This is a genomic window from Bacillus sp. OV322 (assembly GCF_900112495.1).
GTDB lineage: Bacteria > Bacillota > Bacilli > Bacillales > DSM-1321 > Peribacillus.
On the sequence record NZ_FOMA01000001.1, the window covers coordinates 15366 to 31000 of the forward strand.

At 42.3% G+C, this 15635-nt stretch carries 15 protein-coding genes and 1 tRNA gene; 13 read left to right on the forward strand and 3 right to left on the reverse strand.

The genetic code is table 11. The features are described from left to right. Positions 1-17: 17 nt before the first annotated feature. The 7 genes from BM126_RS00075 to BM126_RS00105 all read left to right on the forward strand — a co-directional run bounded on the left by BM126_RS00075 (position 18) and on the right by BM126_RS00105 (position 7080). The gene (locus tag BM126_RS00075) at positions 18-1826 is read left to right on the forward strand and encodes a pyruvate kinase (RefSeq protein ID WP_090987065.1); all 1809 of its coding nucleotides are present in this window, start codon (positions 18-20) and stop codon (positions 1824-1826) included. Between the two features lie 95 nt (positions 1827-1921). Further along, positions 1922-2623 carry a sigma factor-like helix-turn-helix DNA-binding protein gene (locus BM126_RS00080; RefSeq protein WP_177201250.1) on the forward strand — a complete coding sequence of 234 codons (702 nt, stop codon included), beginning with the start codon at positions 1922-1924 and terminating at the stop codon, positions 2621-2623. A 28-nt stretch (positions 2624-2651) separates the two neighbouring features. After that, on the forward strand, positions 2652-3236 hold the full coding sequence (clpP, locus tag BM126_RS00085; protein ID WP_090987069.1) for an ATP-dependent Clp endopeptidase proteolytic subunit ClpP: 585 nt from the start codon (positions 2652-2654) through the stop codon (positions 3234-3236). A gap of 162 nt (positions 3237-3398) precedes the next feature. Next, the gene (locus BM126_RS00090) at positions 3399-4193 is read left to right on the forward strand and encodes an HAD family hydrolase (RefSeq protein ID WP_090987071.1); all 795 of its coding nucleotides are present in this window, start codon (positions 3399-3401) and stop codon (positions 4191-4193) included. 129 nt (positions 4194-4322) lie between these two features. Next, entirely contained in the window at positions 4323-4736 is a 414-nt protein-coding gene (locus BM126_RS00095; protein WP_071351325.1) for a YbjN domain-containing protein, read from the forward strand. Between the two features lie 313 nt (positions 4737-5049). After that, positions 5050-5123 (forward strand) — tRNA-Gly (locus tag BM126_RS00100). Between the two features lie 208 nt (positions 5124-5331). After that, positions 5332-7080 carry an ABC transporter ATP-binding protein gene (locus tag BM126_RS00105; RefSeq protein ID WP_090987073.1) on the forward strand — a complete coding sequence of 583 codons (1749 nt, stop codon included), beginning with the start codon at positions 5332-5334 and terminating at the stop codon, positions 7078-7080. Positions 7081-7118: 38 nt separating this feature from the next. Here the strand turns inward: BM126_RS00105 and BM126_RS00110 are convergent, their stop codons facing one another. Then, complete coding sequence (locus tag BM126_RS00110) at positions 7119-7787, reverse strand: B3/B4 domain-containing protein (protein WP_090987075.1); 669 nt, start codon at positions 7785-7787, stop codon at positions 7119-7121. Positions 7788-7979: 192 nt separating this feature from the next. Between BM126_RS00110 and queG the strand changes: the two genes are divergently transcribed. The 5 genes from queG to BM126_RS00135 all read left to right on the forward strand — a co-directional run bounded on the left by queG (position 7980) and on the right by BM126_RS00135 (position 14190). Next, complete coding sequence (gene queG, locus BM126_RS00115) at positions 7980-9119, forward strand: tRNA epoxyqueuosine(34) reductase QueG (protein WP_090987077.1); 1140 nt, start codon at positions 7980-7982, stop codon at positions 9117-9119. Positions 9120-9212: 93 nt separating this feature from the next. Beyond that, complete coding sequence (locus tag BM126_RS00120) at positions 9213-10094, forward strand: amidase domain-containing protein (protein ID WP_090987079.1); 882 nt, start codon at positions 9213-9215, stop codon at positions 10092-10094. A gap of 318 nt (positions 10095-10412) precedes the next feature. Continuing rightward, positions 10413-10901, forward strand: a complete 489-nt coding sequence (trmL, locus tag BM126_RS00125) for a tRNA (uridine(34)/cytosine(34)/5-carboxymethylaminomethyluridine(34)-2'-O)-methyltransferase TrmL (protein WP_090987081.1) — start codon at positions 10413-10415, stop codon at positions 10899-10901. A gap of 59 nt (positions 10902-10960) precedes the next feature. After that, positions 10961-11707 carry an oxygen-insensitive NADPH nitroreductase gene (gene nfsA, locus BM126_RS00130; protein WP_090987083.1) on the forward strand — a complete coding sequence of 249 codons (747 nt, stop codon included), beginning with the start codon at positions 10961-10963 and terminating at the stop codon, positions 11705-11707. Positions 11708-12291: 584 nt separating this feature from the next. Then, positions 12292-14190, forward strand: coding sequence for a PrkA family serine protein kinase (locus tag BM126_RS00135; protein ID WP_090987085.1), 1899 nt, complete (start codon positions 12292-12294; stop codon positions 14188-14190). Positions 14191-14357: 167 nt separating this feature from the next. Here BM126_RS00135 and BM126_RS00140 read toward each other — a convergent pair whose 3' ends face one another. After that, positions 14358-14573, reverse strand: coding sequence for a hypothetical protein (locus tag BM126_RS00140; protein ID WP_141770010.1), 216 nt, complete (start codon positions 14571-14573; stop codon positions 14358-14360). Between the two features lie 116 nt (positions 14574-14689). Between BM126_RS00140 and BM126_RS00145 the strand changes: the two genes are divergently transcribed. Beyond that, the gene (locus BM126_RS00145) at positions 14690-14872 is read left to right on the forward strand and encodes a hypothetical protein (RefSeq protein ID WP_256212969.1); all 183 of its coding nucleotides are present in this window, start codon (positions 14690-14692) and stop codon (positions 14870-14872) included. A 31-nt stretch (positions 14873-14903) separates the two neighbouring features. Here the strand turns inward: BM126_RS00145 and BM126_RS00150 are convergent, their stop codons facing one another. Continuing rightward, the gene (locus BM126_RS00150) at positions 14904-15452 is read right to left on the reverse strand and encodes a YdcF family protein (RefSeq protein ID WP_090987092.1); all 549 of its coding nucleotides are present in this window, start codon (positions 15450-15452) and stop codon (positions 14904-14906) included. Positions 15453-15635 lie beyond the last annotated feature (183 nt).

Genomic DNA, 15635 nt, shown 5'->3' on the forward strand with positions numbered 1-15635 from the left:
AAAGGAGGTGAACGCTAATGGCAGATCAACGGGTGTATCCTGCGGGACAGCGGGAGAACTTGAAGAATCATCTTATACAGCTTTACAGAGGAATTGAGGGAGATATAGCGAAGAATTGCAGTGATTATGAAATCACTTTATCCCAAAAAAGTAAAATCAATGTCTGCGCATTCCGCTCCTTCCAAAAAAAGATGGATGCTGAACTGGAAAATAAAATGATAGAGGAAGGCCTTTCGACCACCCATAATCTGATTCCGCATGTTTTGTATTCTTTAAATAAAATGATTGTAAATCTATCTGGAGAAGCTTATGGTGTTGAAACAAATCCTGCTCCATACGTTCATCCTGCTGATGCAAATCGTTCCAAGGCTCAAAGAAGGCTAGGGTTATTTGGAGGAACAGAGAGTGAAAACAGTCCTTCTATCATGGTTACTCTTGATCGTTCCATGTTAGCGAAGCCCGATATCTTTTCAAAGCTGCTCACAGGTGGAATGAATATTGCAAGAATCAATTGTGCACATGATGATGTACATGTTTGGACAGCACTCATTGAACAGCTAAAGATGGCAGAGGAAAACATCGGATGTAAGGATACATGCAAAATTTATATGGACTTGGCAGGTCCTAAAATAAGAATTGGAGAATTAGCAAAAGAAAAGACAGACCTTACAATCACTGTTGACAGAGCAAATGAGAATTCACAATACGGGTATTTGGTGTGCAAGAGCCATACCTTAAGCCATAATGATCTTTCTTTCCTGCTCACGGCTGCTAATTGTGAAGACTTCACCTATATTGATGAAAATACGAGCATTCGATTTAAAGATACCAGGGGGAAAAATAGAATTCTTACAGTCGTACATATTGTGAATTCTTCATGTTTAATGGTTAAGTTAAATAAAACAGCATCCTTTAATGAACATACAAAACTGATTTGCAATAAGGAGCAGTGGACGCTAACGAACTTTGAAGAAGTACCTGCGGCTATCGTACTGAAAAGAGACGATGTTCTCCGAATCTACAAATCTGACCGTTACCTGGGAATGCCGGCCCGCGGTAACCTGCCTGCCTCAATTGGGATTTCACTGCCCAAGGCCCTATATAATGTAAGACTTGGAGATAACATATATATGGATGACGGCAAGATTTCAGGGAAGGTCATTAGGATAGAAAAAGATTTCATTGAAACAAAAATACTTACGCCTTTGAGTGAAGGGGCCAAGGTGAAAGCCGGAAAAGGAATGAACCTTCCTGATTCTTTTGTCTATCTGAATGTGCCTGCTTTAACAGAGTCTGATATAACAACTCTTGCCTTCATTCATGAAAAAGCAGATATTATTGGATTATCATTTGTACACCGTCCCCAGGATTTAAAAAAGCTCGCGGATTACCTGGAGAGTCTTACAGGGCGGAGCATTGGAATCGTAGCAAAAATTGAAACGAAGGAATCCATCCGCCATTTAACCAATATCATATTCGAAGGGCTGGATTTCAAGCATTTTGGAATCATGATTGCGAGGGGAGATTTAGCTGTTGAACTTGGATACAGCAAGTTGGCCAGGGCTCAGCAGGACATACTGGATCTGTGCCGTGCTGCTCATCTGCCTGTCATCTGGGCAACTGGCGTACTCGAAAAAATGACCAAAAAGGGCATTCCTGCAAGAACCGAGCTGACGGATGTTTTTGCAGGGGCAAAAGCAGATTGTATTATGCTTAACAAAGGCCAGTATATTGCAGATTCTGTGATATTCATAAAAAAGATCATGGCTATAAAGAACGAGGATATAGTCCGCCGTAATTCGCGGGACTTATTTTTACCGCTTTAATGTACAGTAACACCTTAAATAATTTTTTATGCCCCGTATCTTATTTTAAGTCTCAAACGTTTAAGAGACAGAGAGGTGCCAAAGGAGTGAGCAGAATGACTAGCGAGCGCAGAGATTATGTGCAGAGGCTTGATCAGGGAAAGGACACTTGGGATGATGTTTATCATGAACTGCAAAGATTTTGCCGGTTTCTTTCACAAAGCGAGTGGGAGGGGAATGACCTTGCACAGGAAGCTGTATTAAAGGGGATCCAGCATTATCACGGAGAAGCAAGCTTGCCGCTTTTAAAAACCATAGCAAAACATCTCTGGATTGATATGATCAGGAAAAGAAAAAGAGAAGTACTGTCAAACAGCGGAGAAGATTTGCAGGAGAAAGTAACTGAGAATACCTGTATGGAAAGCATTGAATTTCTCACCCTCCTGCTGACACCGAAGCAGGCAGTCATTTTCACACTGAAAGAAGGATTTCTGTACAAATCCAGCGAAATAGCCGATCTTCTTCATACAGCAGAAACAGCGGTTAAGTCTGCTTTGCACAGGGCGAATAGGCAGTTAAAGAAGCACAGGGAAAATAAAGATCTTTCCGGGTTTAAACATGCACTGTGGAAAGATGAAGAAGAAATGAAGCTTCAAGAGCTCATCCTGCAGGCTGTGAAGTATCAGGACCCGGAAATCTTAATTAAGGCAATCCCAAGCATTCCTTCTCTTGCAGGCGAACTCAAAATTTCCAGACCTGGCTATGCAGCGAATCGTTCAATTTCCTCACCATCAGGCTTCCTCTCTATGGCTGCTTAAAGCCAAACAAATTCGGGGGGATAAAACAATGAGCACCATACCATATGTAATCGAGCAATCAAGCCGCGGAGAGCGTTCTTATGATATATATTCACGTCTTCTAAAAGACCGGATCATTATGATCGGCGAAGAAATTACCGACCATTTGGCAAACAGTGTTGTGGCGCAGCTGTTATTTTTAGCAGCAGATGCACCGGATAAGGATATTACGATCTTTATTAACAGTCCAGGAGGCTCTACCAGTGCAGGCTTTGCGATTTATGATACCATGCAATATATCAAGCCTGATATCCGCACCATTTGTACAGGGATGGCTGCCTCGTTTGGAGCTATGCTTTTATTGGCAGGAACAAAGGGGAAAAGATGCGCCCTTCCTAATAGCGAGATCATGATTCATCAGCCGCTTGGAGGAGTGAAGGGGCAGGCCACTGAAATTGAAATTTCTGCAAATCGGATCTTGAAGCTAAAGAAGCACATTAATAAGATTATCTCAGAAAGAACAGGACAGCCGGAGGAAAAGGTTGCCCATGATACCGATAGAGATTACTTTATGACCGCAGAGGAAGCCGTGAAATACGGGATTATCGATGAAATCATAAAAAAGATCAATTGAATTCCATTTGCTGTAAGAGTTGAATTTGCTCTTGCAGCTTTTTTGCAGTTTCCCGGGATAAAAAGGGTATTTGCCCTTCTGTAAAGAAAATATTATAGGGCTAAGGAAAATGAAATTGAACATAAAAAAGAGAAAATACATAAAAGAGAAGGTGGCATCATTATGGTAAAGGCGATTTTTTTTGATTTGGATGATACACTTCTTTGGGATCAAAAAAGTGTTCAGGAGGCTTTTTCGGCAACCTGCAGAAGGGCACTTGAGACCTATGATATATCTCCGGAAAAGCTGGAAGAGGCAGTGAGAAAAGAAGCGAGGGAATTGTATGCTTCATATGAGACTTACCCTTTTACACAAATGATCGGCATCAATCCTTTTGAAGGATTATGGGGTGAATTTTTGGACGAGGGGGACAGCTTCCGTAAAATGAGGGAAATTGTACCGCAGTACCGGAAGGAAGCCTGGACAAGAGGGCTGAAGGCAATGGGCATTCAAGATGAAGATCTCGGCTTCGAGCTTGCCGAAAGTTTTCCAAAGGAGCGCAGGAAAAACCCTTTTTTATATGAAGAATCACTAAGGGTCCTTGATGAACTGAAAGGCAAGTATAAGCTGCTGCTGTTAACTAACGGATCTCCCCATCTTCAGCAAACAAAATTGAGCATTACACCCGAGCTTGTTCCGTATTTTGATGAAATTATCATTTCGGGGGCTTTTGGCAAAGGAAAGCCGGATCCTGCTATCTTCAAGCATGCCCTGGAAAGCCTTAAGGTGGAGAGTGATGAAGCCATCATGGTTGGAGACAATCTGATGACAGACATTCTTGGCGCAAATCGCGCAGGGGTGAAAGCCGTCTGGGTAAACAGAAGCGGAAAAGAACGGGGAGAAGCAAGCCCTGACTATGAAATCAGCCATTTAGAAGAGCTTCACTCAATTCTTGAATCCCTAAAGGCATCTCTTTAGCATTTAATTCGGCAAAAAAAAACTGGCCGAAATGTCAGAAGTCCAAAAATTTGGCGGGATTTCTCTGAAAACTCTGTAAGGATTTATCATTTAGATATAAAATAGAATGACAGCAGAAAGGTGGATTATATGTCTAACATAGCGAAATTCCGAGATTTTTTACAAACACAAGGTATACCAATGAATGAATTCGAAGAAAGTGGAAATACCTTCTTCCGCTCAGAGCAAAAATTAAAGGATGGCTGGGCAGTTACAATGGTATTTGCATTTACGCCAGGGGAAGATATTGCAGACCTGTTCTGCTTTAATGTAACAGAAGTGAAAAATCCTAATAAAAAGCCGGCTGTTCATGAACTGATTAACGAGCTGAATTCAAATTATAGATATTCAAAACTGTATGAAGAAGACGGAGTTATTTCCATCCGCTACTCGTACTTTCTTGAAAATGATTTTGATCCGGATGCTGCATTTAGAAGGCTTGTCATGCTTTTGGAAACAGCTGAAGAAGTATATCCGCAATTAATGAAGGTTATTTGGGAGTAAAGTACAGCCCCCAGGCAGAAGCTCTTCGGTTTGAAGGGCTTTTTTTTCGGGTATAAAGAGGAGAAGCTGGACATATAATGAGAGAAAACAAGCAAGAGATCTTGTACTCGCATAATTCCTTAGGGATTAACATGACAGCGGAGGATGCTTAACAATCATCCTGTTCCTAAGAAAAATAGTTTACGGAAAAAGACGATAAAAGATATTTTTAAATAATTTTTGAGTTTTGGGGTTGCAATCAATCAGATAGTCAGGTATAATAAATTTTGTTGATAGGCAATACACATTTCGACAAAATACAGCAATATTATTTGCGGGTGTAGTTTAATGGTAAAACTTCAGCCTTCCAAGCTGATATCGTGGGTTCGATTCCCATCACCCGCTCCATACATAGGTCACAACGCAGTGTTTCGTTACATCAGAGAACGAGGCATTGCGTTTTTATATTTTATGGGCATGCCAGGTTACCTGGTATGCTTTTTTCTTGTCTGAGCAAAAAGACGGTATTGCGGATTGTGCCCAAAAGTTTGAATTGGCCGGAGAGATGACATTATAATGAAGTAATCATGGGCAGTATTGTGAAGGCGGTTTAATTATGGAGAATAACAGAGAAGAGAAAAGGAATGTAAAATGGCGGTCATTTTTCTTATTGCTCAAATCGGAAAAGCCGCCTGTACTCATTATCGTGCTTGTGCTTTCGCTTAGCTTGATAGAGACAGCTGCGGCACTTGTAGTGCCATTATTCACTAAAAAGCTTGTGGATTTAATGTCAGGCAGCGGAATTGAAACTGGTACCGTTGTTATGCTGCTTGCTGCCTTCATTCTGCAGACACTTTCAGGAGGATTTTCCTTTTATTTTTTAACCTATATAGGAGAGAAAATTGTGGCGGGCCTGCGCCGGAAGCTATGGAACCATATTCTGCAGCTACCTGTTTCCTTTTTTGACCAAAATCAGTCAGGTGAAACCCTAAGCAGGATTACACAGGATACAAATACAATCAAGACAGTCATTACGAATCATTTGGTTACCTTTATTTCTGGAATTGTGTCTATCATCGGTTCTGTTATCATTCTATTTACGCTCGACTGGAGAATGACGTCCATCATGCTTGCCGTCGTTCCGCTTTCATTGCTGATCTTAATGCCGCTTGGAAGGAAGATGTACAAAGTTTCCAAGCACACCCAAGATGAAATGGCTGCTTTCAGCGGGAATCTTGGCAGGGTTTTAAGTGAAATCCGGCTTGTCAAGTCTTATAACGGAGAGAAATTAGAAGTTGAAAAGGGAAATAAGGGTATCCTTAAGTTATTTTCCTTCGGGTTAAAAGAAGCGAAGATCCAGGCGGTAATATCCCCGTTTATGACCACCATTATGATGGTGATTTTAGTTGTTTTGATTGGCTATGGAGGTGTGAGGGTTGCCTCTGGTGCCCTCACAGCAGGGACATTAGTGGCCATCATTATTTATATGTTTCAAATTGTGGTTCCCTTCAGCCAGATTGCTTCCTTTTTTACAGCCTTTCAGAAAGCAATGGGGGCAACGGAGCGCATCCATCACTTACTGGAATTGAAGCAGGAGCCATATGCAGGCAAGGAAGCCATGCTGGTACAGGGAGATCTTGAATTTACAGATGTTTCTTTTTCATATAGTGAATCAAAGCCGATTCTTAGCAATATATCCTTTAATGTCCCTGCGAATGGAACGGTTGCATTAGTAGGTCCCAGCGGCGGGGGGAAAACGACAATATTCTCGCTGATTGAACGTTTTTATGAAGCGTCCCAGGGGAGCATCACGATACACGGAGTGCCAATTCAGGAATTAGGATTAACCTATTGGCGTTCGCACATCGGGTATGTATCACAGGATAGCCCTATCATGACAGGATCGATTAAAGAAAATATTTTATATGGGATAGGCCGTGATGTACAGGAAGATGAGGTGACAGCTGCTGCGGTGTCTGCAAATGCCCATGAATTTATCACAAAACTTCAAGATGGATATGACACAGAAGTTGGAGAAAGGGGAGTAAAGCTTTCAGGAGGACAGAGACAGAGGATTGCGATTGCGCGCGCTATGCTGAGAAATCCGAAAATCCTTCTTCTCGACGAGGCAACTTCAAATCTGGACAGTGAGTCTGAACAGCTTGTGCAAAATGCCATAAGAAAGCTGATGAAGGGAAGGACTACCCTGATTATTGCCCATCGCCTGTCCACGGTCATTGAAGCTGACCAGCTTCTGGTTGTGGAGGATGGAAGAATTACCGGCAAAGGAACACATGAAGAACTGCTTCTTAAGCATACCTTATACCGGAAACTGGCCACCCAGCAATTGAAGATTGAGCAATAAAATGAGAGAGGGCATTTCACAATGGCCTCAATTGATGATCAGCAATGAATGATATGGCAGGCAGCGGTGCCTCCATGTATCCCGATAAACATATTCATCAGGGATTCTGTCAGCAGCTGTCCCTTTTCTATTGAAATGGACGGCGCTAAGTAGATGATCTGGATGGCCTGTTTTGTTGACTCGGTCACTTTGGTTCGTTCTGAATCAACGAAAGGACTTCCGAAACAGCCTTTTTCATCAGAAGCTGTAATCATCTTTTGCATAGAATTAATGCGTCCATTTAAACCGGCATATTCATCATGTTCGTCTCCAATTTTTATGGAAACATTACCCTCGATTTGGCTGCTGTCATAGATGCCTATGGGCACTTCGTATTTGAGCGAGAAAAAGTTATTCAGGTCAATGGCTGAATGGACGGGTGATAGGTAATTTTGTTTTTTTACCCTTCTGTAAAGCGCTTCGTGTGCAGGGCGATAGCGGGATGGGTTGGTCCCGGCTGCTTTAAATACATGGCGCCACTCTGAAATCCCCGGAAAATCAGTAAGTTCCTTTTCTTCCAAATCGAAATATAATGATTCCTGGAAAAGCTGGAGTCGTCCTTTTAGCATTTGGGGTGATGGCCCTATTTCAATATCCTGGTAGAATATGACGCCGGCTTTAAAATCAGGTATTTTGCTGCAAAGTGAAGGGTGAATGATGGTTTCCAATCGTTTCAGCTCCCAATCATGAGTAAAATCGTTTATTATATATTAGTTGGTTTGTAAAAATGACGGGCAGCGGGATGACTGTATAAGGCCCGTTTTGTCAGCTAATTAAGAGAACTGGGCATGGCTCAGGTTTCTTCTATATTAACTATAATCGAAACTTCTTTCATTTCAAAGCGCGAAGGGAGGCACATAATGGATTTTCAAAAACTGAAAGAAGAAATTATTTCATACAGCAGGGAAATTGGCATTGATAAAATTGGGTTTGCCGCTGCAGATACCTTCAGTGAGCTTAAAAACAGGCTTTTGAGGCAGCAGGAATTGAACTTTCAATCTGGCTTTGAAGAACCTGACATTGAAAAAAGAGTCAATCCGGATCTGATTTTTCATGAACCAAGGTCCATCATTGCGATTGCCCTGGCATATCCGTCAAAAATGAAGAATCCTCCCCAGAGCAAAAGAGGCGAACGGAGAGGAATATTCTGCAGAGCATCCTGGGGAACGGATTACCATGTATTGCTGCGAAATAAGCTCAAGCTGCTTGAGGAATTTATAAAAGAAAAAGTCCCGCAGGCGCAAGTCAAGTCGATGGTAGATACCGGAGAACTTGCTGACCGTGCGGTGGCTGAGAGGGCTGGGATTGGCTGGAGCGGAAAAAATTGTGCGATCATCACTCCTGAATTTGGTTCATATGTTTATTTGGGTGAAATGATCACAAGCCTGCCGCTTGAACCTGATAAGCCTATTGAAGAAGGGTGCGGAACATGCAACAAATGTGTGGACGTCTGTCCGACAGGCGCTCTTATTGAAGGCGGACAGCTGAATGCACAGCGATGCATTGCTTTTTTGACCCAGACCAAGGGATTTCTTCCCGATGAGTTCCGCAGCAAAATTGGTAATCGCCTGTACGGCTGTGACACCTGCCAGACCGTCTGTCCAGAAAACAAAGGGAAGGATTTTCACTTTCATGAAGAAATGGAGCCAGATCCGGAGATTGCCAAACCTCTGCTGACCCCATTGCTTAACATTGGCAATCGTGAATTTAAAGAGAAGTTTGGCCATGTTTCAGGATCTTGGAGAGGGAAAAAGCCAATCCAGCGGAATGCAATTCTAGCCATTGCACACTTTAAAGATGAAACGGCGCTCCCTGAGCTTTTTAGGCTGCTGAAGCAAGATACCCGTCCAGTGATAAGAGGAACAGCAGCATGGGCCATAGGGAAAATTGGCGGAGGAGAAGCTCTGTCAGAGTTAACCAGTGCTCTTGCTGCAGAATCAGACGAAGATGTAGTCCATGAAATTGAAAAAGGGCTTCATATGATTTCTTCTGTAAAATAAATACAGGATGCCCGGCATATGCCGGGTTTTTTGTCTTTTTATAAGCCGTCTGTCATATAGTTGCAGGGAGGATTAAAAAAGGGAGGGTTCAGAATGAGGAAAAAACTCGAAATGTTTTTAAAAGATAGACTGAACCAGGCACTCTCAGGAAATGGCGATATGAGAACTTATGACAGAAAATGGGATGCCAAGCAGCAATCTCTGCAAAAACGGTCTGCCGAAGTTGTGAAAATCCTTGCAGCTGGGGCTGTGAGGTCACTTGAGGAAAATGGCAATGAAATTCTTTTGAGATATGGTCTTCACTATAAATATGTGGTGAAGCAGAAGAATTCTTTTTTTATAGAAGAAGGAACTGAAGAGCGGCAGGCTCGCTTTTTGGGCGGGGAACTTGTCCATGATGAGGAAATACTTCCTCCTGCACAAACTTTTGATCCGCTCTCCCTGTTTACTGAAGATGATCCGATTCGCCTGTCATACCGATATGACAGGCTGAAGGCCGTGCAATATGCGGAGAGATGGTGGAATGAGTTTAATCCTGCTTACCCGCGGTTTAATGATGATTGCACAAATTTTATTTCCCAGTGCCTGCATGCGGGCGGAATCCCGATGTGGGGGATGCCTAACAGAAACCGCGGTTTGTGGATAAAGTCAAAGTCATGGAGCTATAGCTGGACGGGAGCACATGCATTCAAACAGCTGATGGCGGGTTCTGGAGGGCTTAAAACAAAAGAAGTCCACTCGCCGCAGGAACTCCTGCTTGGAGATATTATATGCATCGACTTTCAAGGGAACGGGCGATATGATCATTCTCTTATCGTAACAGCCAAGGACGCGGAGGGGATGCCGCTTGTGAATGCCCATACAACCAACAGCAGGAACAGGTATTGGGCCTATGAAGATTCCACAGCATATACCCCGAATATTCAGTATAAATTTTACAGCATTGTTGAAAATCCCTTGCGTAACCAGGAATAACTTAGCGCCAGGTATCTTGCTGAAAGGACTTTTCTTAAAAAGTGTTATTTTTTATTGAGTTCTATGAGGTAATTCCATTGTTAATCGGTTTAATTGGAGCGGGCAGCATGGAGCGGAAATTAATCACCTTGTTCCATCGCAGCAAAGTTTACGAAAACAGTCTATTTTAAAGAAGTGAAACTCACATGCAATAGCCGGGTTTCTTCGTAAAATGATCAGCATAAGAGAGAAAACGGCACTGATGCAAGCTTCACTTTATTAAAGCTTATTGTTTAGTGATATAATATCTCGTGAAGACTTTAGCAGAGGTGAAAAGAAGTGTCCATACACGTAGTACTATATCAGCCCCAAATTCCGTCCAATACCGGAAATATTGCAAGAACTTGTGCAGCGACCGATTCTGAGCTCCATTTAATCCGTCCTCTGGGCTTTTCTACAGACGATAAGATGTTAAAAAGAGCAGGTCTTGATTATTGGGAATTTGTCAAAATTCATTATTATGATTCCCTGGAGGAATTCTTCGAGAAAAATGAAGGAGGAGAATTTTTCTATCTCACTAAGTTTGGGCAAAAGCCGCATACCACATTTGATTACAGCGATAAAGGCAAAGAACATTATTTCATATTTGGCCGTGAAACCACTGGCCTTCCCAAGGACTTAATCAGGGAACAGCAAGAACGCTGCCTGCGTATTCCTATGACCGATAAAGTGCGGTCGCTAAACCTTTCAAATACAGCAGCTATCCTTGTATATGAAGCACTAAGGCAGCAGGATTTCCGCAGTTTAGATCTGAAATACAATGAGTAGATGAAACAGTGCAGAAAGGGATGCCCTTTCTGCACAATTAAAGGCATGGAGTGATATTGATGAATGATATGATAGAAAAAATTCTTGATCACCGGTCTGTCCGTTCTTTTAAGGAAAAGCTATTATCGAAGGAACAAATTCATGAAATCGTAAAGTCAGCCCAGGCAGCATCTACATCAAGCTTTATTCAGGCTTATACCATTATAGGTGTAACCGATCCCGAAAAAAAGGCGGCACTTGCCGAATTAGCCGGCCCGCAAAAATATGTTGCTGAAAAAGGCCATTTCTTTGTTTTCTGTGCCGATTTGCACCGTCTTGATTTGATTGGTGAAATGGAGAATGAGGATTTCACTGAATCCATCGAAAGTACGGAGAAGTTTATGGTGGCTCTTATCGATGCAGCACTGGCTGCCCAAAATGCTGCGCTTGCTGCAGAATCAATGGGCCTTGGCATCTGCTATATCGGGGGGATACGCAATAATTTGGATGGGGTCAAGGAGATCCTGAATATTCCTGAAAGGGTTATACCCCTATTCGGGATGGCAGTCGGCTATCCTGATTCATTGAATGATAAAAAGCCGCGCCTTCCTTTGGAAAATGTGTATCATGAAAACGGATATGCAGAGAAAGAGGTATTAATCAGCCAGCTGGAGGATTATAACCGTACCATTTCCGCGTATTATAAAGAACGCACAAATGGTGTCCGAAATGACACATGGACAAGCCAGATGGCTGGTATGATCAAACAAAAAAGCCGGATGTATATGAAGGATTTCGTTGAACGCCAAAAACTAAATAAACAATAAAAAAAGCTGCCTCTGCAGCTTTTTTTAATTTTCATATATTTACCTGCGCTTTAAAATCCAGTACATCAAAAGCGCTATTTATGCAATCCAGCTCAGAAGCTGGCCAGGGTGAATTGCTGCCTGCGCTTTTTTAGGCCCTGTAAATCTTTTCTGCTGATCGATTAAGGCCAGGCAGCCGGAGGGTTCAAGACTCCCGGCCCTTAAGCCTGCTCTGTCTCCGGTAACCTGTAATTCCTCCGTTTATCGCTTATCAGCATAGATCTTTAACCGGATTTATTTTTTTAGGCCTGGTTTATCGTTGTAGCCTGCAGTAAAAATAGAAACCAGAAATGTAATCATTACAGCGATGATGATAACCGTACCCATCCAAGCAGCCCCCTTTGACTGAATTATCCCAATTTATAGTATAAACACAGTATACCTCATAGTTCCCGCGGTGTGAATGGGAAAAGGAACAATTTTTGGTTTCTCTGCCGGCGGATATCTTATCCTGTTTCTTTTAATCTCTGCACATGTTTGTCACAAAACGAGCATAGAGTAAAGTATCATCTCTGAAAGTACCAGTAACAGGGGGAGGTTCCATAATGGACATTTTAAAGAAAATTGAAAAATTTAGAGAAGATGAGCAGAAACTGAAGTGGGAAGGTACCTTCTCGGAATATCTGGAAATTGTCAAAGAACAGCCGTGGGTAGCTCAATCTGCACATTCACGTGTTTATAACATGATCAGAGATGCTGGAATAGAAGAAGTCAATGGAAACCGCACTTATAATTTTTTCAGCGGCCAGCTGTTTGGGCTTGAGGAATCTTTAGAGCGTCTGATTGAAGAATATTTGCATCCTGCAGCCAAGAGGCTGGATGTAAGAAAAAGGATACTGCTGCTGATGGGGCCTGTGTCTGGGGGTAAATCCACACTGGTTTCACTGCTGAAACGGGGATTGGAAGCATATTCCCTGAAAAACCAGGGAGCCATTTATGCCATAAAGGGATGCCCGATGCATGAAGATCCGCTGCATCTGATTCCGCAAAACCTTCGGGAAGACTTTTTTGAAGAATACGGAATACGGATTGAAGGCAACCTGTCGCCGCTTAACTTAATGAGACTTGAAAGCGAGTATGGAAACCATATTGAAGATGTGATGGTAGAGCGGGTATTCCTTTCAGAGGATAAGCGGATTGGGATCGGAACTTTCAGCCCATCTGACCCTAAATCCCAGGATATAGCTGATTTAACAGGAAGCATCGACTTTTCAACTATCGCCCAATATGGATCAGAATCAGATCCGAGGGCATATCGGTTTGATGGAGAACTGAATAAAGCAAACCGGGGCATGATGGAATTTCAGGAAATGCTGAAGTGCGATGAAAAATTCCTGTGGCATTTGCTTTCACTTACCCAAGAGGGGAACTTTAAAGCGGGAAGATTCGCCTTGATATCCGCTGATGAACTGATTGTTGCCCATACGAATGAAACGGAATATAAATCTTTCATTTCGAACAAGAAGAATGAAGCTTTGCATTCCAGGATAATTGTCATGCCTGTTCCATATAATCTTCAGGTCTCACAGGAAGAGAAAATCTATGAAAAAATGATACATGAAAGCGATGTATCAGAGGTGCATATTGCCCCGCATACACTCAGGGTCGCAGCCATGTTCAGCATTCTGACGCGGCTGAAGGAGCCGAAAAAAGGCGATATCGACCTTGTAAAGAAGATGAGATTATATGATGGGGAAAACGTTGAGGGATATAACTCAGCTGATATTACAGAACTGAAAAAGGAACATCAGGATGAAGGAATGAGCGGGATTGATCCAAGGTATGTGATCAACCGGATTTCATCTACGATTATCCGGAAAGAAGAAAATCCTTCCATTAATGCGCTTGATGTGCTGCGTTCCTTAAAGGAAGGTCTGGATCAGCATCCTTCGATAACAGCAGAGCTTAGGGACAAGTATTTGAATTACATTTCCCTTGCCCGGAAGGAATACGACACAATTGCGAAAAATGAAGTACAAAAAGCCTTTGTTTATTCTTATGAAGAATCTGCCAAAACTCTGATGGATAATTATTTGGATAATGTAGAGGCGTACTGCAATAAATCGAGGCTGCGCGATCCGCTGACAGGAGAAGAAATCTCTCCGGATGAAAAGCTGATGCGTTCCATTGAAGAGCAGATTGGCATTTCAGAAAATGCTAAGAAAGCATTCCGCGAAGAAATTTTAATCCGGATTTCCGCATATGCCCGAAAAGGTAAACGATTTGATTATAATTCACATGACCGCCTCAGGGAAGCGATACAGAAGAAGCTTTTCGCAGACCTGAAAGATGTCGTGAAAATCACTACCTCCAGCAAAACGCCCGATGAAGGCCAGTTGAAGAAAGTGAACGAAGTGGTTGCAAGGCTTATTGAAGAGCATGGCTATAATTCTACTTCCGCGAATGAATTACTGAAATACGTAGGAAGCCTGCTTAATAGATAACAAGGTGAGACTTACATCAGCGGGTTTCACACATCCCTGCTGATGGACAGCACTACTGAAGGCAGTGTTCCCCTGACAAGAAAAAGGGGGACAGCTGCCTGTAAATGCAGAATAAAAAAGCCTGCCGGGATACCGGCAGGCTTTTTATCCTGAAGCAGGACAAGACTTTATGATATACACAGCCCTTGATGTTCAATGAGAGTGAGAATTTGACTTAGCGAAATTACTTCATGGTTATAGTCAATGATCATTTCTCCTTTTTTAACATCCAGCAGCGCCCTCTCTATTCCTTCCTGGCCCGATAAAAAATTCTCCAGATTTTGAATGGAGCTCTCTGTTATTACATGCTTCAGACTTATTGAGGCAGTTTGCATTTCATTCATTCTCCTTTATATCAACTTTTAGTTATATATACCCGCAAATATAAAAGGTATGTGCAGGACATCGGAGAACTTCAGCTGTTTAAAAGAGAAATAAACAGGGTAGGTTATGAATGGAGGTGTCTATTTTGAAGGATGAAGTTAAAAAAGATTATGTTCCTGAAAACAGCTCAATGGCTCAAAACCTGGAGGAAATGAAGGATCTTGGCAAGCAGATGGAGCACTTAAGGACGAACGAGGAATTAAAAGAGTGGGGTAAGCGGCCCGGGACAGTCCAGCACGAATCGGAAGAGGAAAAATAAACCTGAAGTCTCAGTATGGCGAGGCTTTTTTTTATGACCACTTTTTTATATGATCCGGAAAGTAATTGCCGATCTTCGCTACTTCGCTCATGACCACACGAATTTTCTTTTCCTCACTGTGCCAGTTGTCCTTTGTGATATTGCCATAGTCAGGGACTGTGCAAACCATGAACTTAATAGTTTCCGGAAAAACTGTTTGGTATGTCATAAGTGCCCTTCGCGAATGAAATGCTTTTGTGACAAGAATCACTTTCTTAAGCTGCAGTGTATGCTGTTTGACAATTTCCCAGGAATAACGGGCATTTTCAAACGTATTTCTTGCTTTATCTTCTTTTAAAATAACATCCCGCGGCACCCCAAGCGACACTCCTATATTCCTCAGAAACTCCCACTCTGTCCCTTTCAATGATTCCTGGTACCCGCCGGATGGCAGAATAAGAGGTGCGTACCCTTCCGAATACAGTAAGGCCGCTTTTTCCATGAGCCTTTGCTGGCGGCTGCCCGGTATTAAAATTAAATCAGCTTTTTCTATCTCTGTTTCATAAAATATAAAATCGGTAATGCAATCATATGGCTTCATAAAACAATCCTCCTTTGCAGCTCCATATATTTATCTTACAAAAATATGGTAAAGCATGTCTATAGACAGGGGTAAACAAATATTGTCAAAATTTTTTGTAAATTATTCTCTGTCCCTGCATAAGATGAAGTAATACTCTATACTACAACGCCAAGGACGAAGGCAATCCATATAATCCAGTAA

Coding starts and splice junctions, on each gene's coding strand:
- BM126_RS00150 (WP_090987092.1), bottom strand. CDS start 15,452: ATGAAGCCATATGATTGCATTACCGATTTTATATTTTATGAAACAGAG.
- BM126_RS00105 (WP_090987073.1), top strand. CDS start 5,332: ATGGAGAATAACAGAGAAGAGAAAAGGAATGTAAAATGGCGGTCATTT.
- BM126_RS00135 (WP_090987085.1), top strand. CDS start 12,292: ATGGACATTTTAAAGAAAATTGAAAAATTTAGAGAAGATGAGCAGAAA.
- BM126_RS00075 (WP_090987065.1), top strand. CDS start 18: ATGGCAGATCAACGGGTGTATCCTGCGGGACAGCGGGAGAACTTGAAG.
- BM126_RS00090 (WP_090987071.1), top strand. CDS start 3,399: ATGGTAAAGGCGATTTTTTTTGATTTGGATGATACACTTCTTTGGGAT.
- queG (WP_090987077.1), top strand. CDS start 7,980: ATGGATTTTCAAAAACTGAAAGAAGAAATTATTTCATACAGCAGGGAA.
- BM126_RS00140 (WP_141770010.1), bottom strand. CDS start 14,573: ATGAATGAAATGCAAACTGCCTCAATAAGTCTGAAGCATGTAATAACA.
- BM126_RS00080 (WP_177201250.1), top strand. CDS start 1,922: ATGACTAGCGAGCGCAGAGATTATGTGCAGAGGCTTGATCAGGGAAAG.
- clpP (WP_090987069.1), top strand. CDS start 2,652: ATGAGCACCATACCATATGTAATCGAGCAATCAAGCCGCGGAGAGCGT.
- nfsA (WP_090987083.1), top strand. CDS start 10,961: ATGAATGATATGATAGAAAAAATTCTTGATCACCGGTCTGTCCGTTCT.
- BM126_RS00120 (WP_090987079.1), top strand. CDS start 9,213: ATGAGGAAAAAACTCGAAATGTTTTTAAAAGATAGACTGAACCAGGCA.
- BM126_RS00095 (WP_071351325.1), top strand. CDS start 4,323: ATGTCTAACATAGCGAAATTCCGAGATTTTTTACAAACACAAGGTATA.